This window comes from Oleiphilus sp. HI0123 (assembly GCF_001635315.1).
On the sequence record NZ_LWGE01000711.1, the window covers coordinates 1 to 3,932 of the forward strand.

Sequence of the window (3,932 nt, forward strand, 5' to 3'; positions counted from 1 at the left end):
AGTAATCTCTATCTCTCCGAGCTTCGGCTACCAAGGTGTTATCGGGGTAATCGTCCATTGCGAGGTGATCATAGTTCAAGCCCATTACAGGCTCACAGCCTGCAAGTAATATCTTCTTCCTATGTTGCTGCAGTTTTAATTCGGCCTTTTGTGCAAGAATACGCTCTCGCGCGTTATCAACAATACTTTTCTTTTGGCGTCGGTCGTCTTCTAAACGACGCTCAACAGTTCCTCGAGGTTTTTTGCTTGTATGCCGTCGATCGGGAGTCTTGCGCCTGCTATTTTCCTCTGCGTCATCACCAGAGGCCAAGCCATTATTTTGATCGATATCATTTAACAAGCTATCAAGAGATGCAGTTTTGCTTGTATCCGCATTGTTTGTTTGTTGCGCAGTCACTAAGATTTCCCTTTGGTGTTGCTATAGTTTATCGGATGCCATCTGAACAACTTTAGTAATTATAGCCTCTTACTTATCATCTTTGCTTAGATTCTGGGCTATTAAAAACGCAAGGCACCCTCGCCCTTACTCGCAACAATAGACAGACCTAAAAACTAAACTAGACAAAATTCAAGTTGCGCCGGTTATCATATTTGTTATAAATCCGGCGTTTTTTATGGCTTTCTAGAAACTATTTCTCAGACATCCACTATACTAACAACTACACACCAATCACTAGCTAACTACGCACATCGGACTCTGAGCAGAGCATGAGCATTCACAGAAAGATAGACCTACTTCCTGAACGCTCTCAAATGGCATGGCTTATCTTGCTTATTGCCACTATTGGGCTGTGGGTCAGTCTCGCGATTTCTAAGCCATCCTTAGCACAAAGCACGTCATCGCAGTACGAAACAATTAAGGTAAGCAAAATAGTAGATGAAGTTAATGCACTACCTTATCTAGATTACTACTTGGACAGTTCCTTTTCGGCAAGCATCAATGATGTGCTAGCAATAGATAAAAATAAATGGACAAAAAATACCGAGCACATTCAGCACTTTGGGCAGACGAACGCGCCTTACTGGTTCCGCTTTAAGCTACACAAACAGCGCTTTCATATCGACCAACAGTATTTTGTTAAATTAGATTACCCTCATCACGACCGTGTATCGATTTATTTTGTCAATGACGGCCGCATCGTCAAACAAGTCAATACCGGCGACCACTTACCATTTAAAAGCCGAAAGGTAGATTTACCTACTTTTGTTTTTAGTATTCCAGAAAACCATACAGAGCTTGACGTATATCTAAACATACAGTCAGAAGGTGTATTGCAACTCCCGCTCTCAATCGTTACCCAAAATGAGTTAAGTAAGCAAAACATATCTTTTAGTCTTCTATCCGGGATATATTTCGGCGCAATCCTGATTATGCTTTTTTACAATAGCTTTATTTATCTCACCGTAAAGGATAAAGGCTATCTTTACTATTTAATATACCTAAGCTCATGCGCAATCATCCAGTTAGTGCTTTCTGGTCTCGCTTTTCAATATCTATGGCCAAACTACCCCCTATTTAATTACCACGCTGTTGTATTTTCTGCCGCTTTTACCGGCATTAGTGCGATAACATTTATTAAGAATTTTATTGGTATCGACTACATAAGCTCTAAGCGAGACCTTGTACTGATAAAGCTTCTAATTCTGACTTTCATATTGACGGTACTATCCGGCTTCTTAATTTCTTATAGCTTCGCATTAAAAAGTACATTTATCGCTGTAAGCTTTATGGTAATGACCGGCTTTTACCTTGGTGTGAAATACTGGCTAAAAGGGATTAAAACTGCTCGTTATTTTGCTTTGGCCTGGTTTAGCTATTTAGGTGCGGTCATTATTTTCCTATTAGAAAATAACCGAATTATAGAACCAAATATTTTCAATGAAAACGCATTATCCCTTGGCACTCTAATCGAGCTGACACTTCTCTCTATCGCATTCGCTGACAGGTTAAATTATGAAAAAGACTTGCGAGTTGAAGCTCAAGATGCACTACTCGATGCGCAAATCAAAATGAATCAGGATTTAGATAAAATCGTTAAATCACGCACCGAAGCGCTCGAAGAAGCGAATACGCAGCTTAAGGAACTAAGCGTAACTGACGGCCTTACTAGTCTAAAGAATCGCTACTATTTCGATAAGACCTTTAAGAAAGAAATTCACCGTGCTGCGAGGGACAGCCTCAGCTTTTCAGTTATTATGATCGATATAGATCACTTTAAGGTCCTTAATGATAAATACGGACATTTGTATGGTGACTACTGTCTAACTCGCTCTGCCGAGCTGATAAAAGCAGTTATCCATCGACCTTCGGATACCGTCGCACGCTATGGCGGTGAAGAAATAGCAGTGCTTCTACCCAATACGACATTAGACGGTGCTATGCGACTTGCCGAGCGCATACGTGAGCAGTTCAAAGAAAACGAGTTTTTGGATTCGGGCATTTCAACCTTTTTAACTGTGAGCATTGGTGTATCCAACGCCACCCCTACTACAGACACAATCAAGCACGCGATTAAACTATTGGATATTGCCGATCAATGCCTGTATAAAGCAAAGGAAGCTGGGCGCGATCGAGTAATAGGCCAGAAATGCTATTTCGAGTAATACAGTGCCACTTTATCGTGGCCACTCACTGAAACACTCTCGCACTAATTCGACAAACGCCTCCTCACAAACACTAGCCATATTAAAATGAGAGTTTAAGGAATTATGTTCACAGGCATCGTTCAAGGTAAAGCAAGCATTCTTGAAATTTCAGGTACAGACAATCTAAAAACATTAAAAATAGGTTTTCCTGATGGCGCATTGAAAAACATAAGTAAAGGCGCAAGTATTGCAATTAACGGCACTTGTCTGACCGCTACCGCCTTTGATCTTGAGCAAAACTGGGCGAACTTCGACGTAATGCTCGAGACACTTAAACTAACAAACCTTGGCTCGCTACAAGAAAGCGACCAAGTTAACTTTGAGCGAGCCGCGGCTATTGGTGATGAGATAGGCGGCCATCTAATGTCTGGGCATATCCATTGCAGCGTTGAAATATGTAAAATTGACTCAGCTAACGATGTCCATACAGTTTATTTCACAACACCCGAAAATCTCCAAAAATACCTCCTACCTAAAGGCTTTGCCGGATTAAATGGCTGCAGTCTAACACTAGGCGAAGTATCTAATGAGTCCTTTAGCGTTCATCTAATACCTGAAACACTAGAGGTAACAACCTTTGGTGAACTCAAGGTAGATGATGCAGTGAACCTAGAAATTGACCCTCAAACTCAGACCATCGTTGATACCGTGGAGCGATTCATGAGCACAAAAAAGCCAGCTTAAATGCTGGCTTTAGGTCTAATCGTATCAAGCAAATATTCTAATGTGCCGAAATGACGAGTGAAGTATCCGAGATATGGAAATCAGTAAAGTAGACAGAACCGATGCTTTGACCTGTATCTCCGAAAGAGACATGGGGTAGATCCCAATCCCACGCAACGTTTATATCGTAGATTGCTTGGCCATCAACATGAATCAAAGCATCCCCATCTTTATGGATGATGTGTTGCGCTGCAGCCAACTTACTTTGAACACTTGCAAAGCCAAAACTACCAAGCGTATCATTCCCACGTTCATTATGAATTCTCATATCACGCAGTGTTAAATAAGGGTTTGTTACTGAGCGAGGTATGATTGTATTGGTCGCATTGTTCGTACTATCAATATCCAAATCTTCTACACGAAATTTCGCATCGATCCCCAGATATGAATCAGCTAGCAATATATTTCTTGGCTTACCATTCGAAGAATTGCCGGTCGTATCATGAAAGTCATTTCCTTGGTTTTTAATAACTATATCTAAATAACCTAGGTAAGCTTCCACTGAGAAATTCTTGCTTAAGGCAGTCTCAACACTGCCGTCTGAAGCACGTATACCAAACTCG

4 protein-coding genes are annotated in these 3,932 nt (G+C 41.1%); 2 read left to right on the plus strand and 2 right to left on the minus strand.

Translation table 11 applies throughout. The features are described 5' to 3' along the window. Positions 1-397, minus strand: a 397-nt coding sequence (locus A3761_RS06355; protein ID WP_197472896.1) for a hypothetical protein, incomplete at its 3' end; no start/stop codon positions are given. A 311-nt stretch (positions 398-708) separates the two neighbouring features. Between A3761_RS06355 and A3761_RS06360 the strand changes: the two genes are divergently transcribed. Both A3761_RS06360 and A3761_RS06365 read left to right on the plus strand, forming a co-directional pair. Next, entirely contained in the window at positions 709-2,604 is a 1,896-nt protein-coding gene (locus A3761_RS06360) for a diguanylate cyclase (protein ID WP_068510527.1), read from the plus strand. A 105-nt stretch (positions 2,605-2,709) separates the two neighbouring features. Further along, the gene (locus tag A3761_RS06365) at positions 2,710-3,330 is read left to right on the plus strand and encodes a riboflavin synthase (protein ID WP_068510525.1); all 621 of its coding nucleotides are present in this window, start codon (positions 2,710-2,712) and stop codon (positions 3,328-3,330) included. A gap of 37 nt (positions 3,331-3,367) precedes the next feature. Here A3761_RS06365 and A3761_RS27170 read toward each other — a convergent pair. After that, positions 3,368-3,932, minus strand: a 565-nt coding sequence (locus A3761_RS27170) for a hypothetical protein (protein ID WP_197472897.1), incomplete at its 5' end; no start/stop codon positions are given.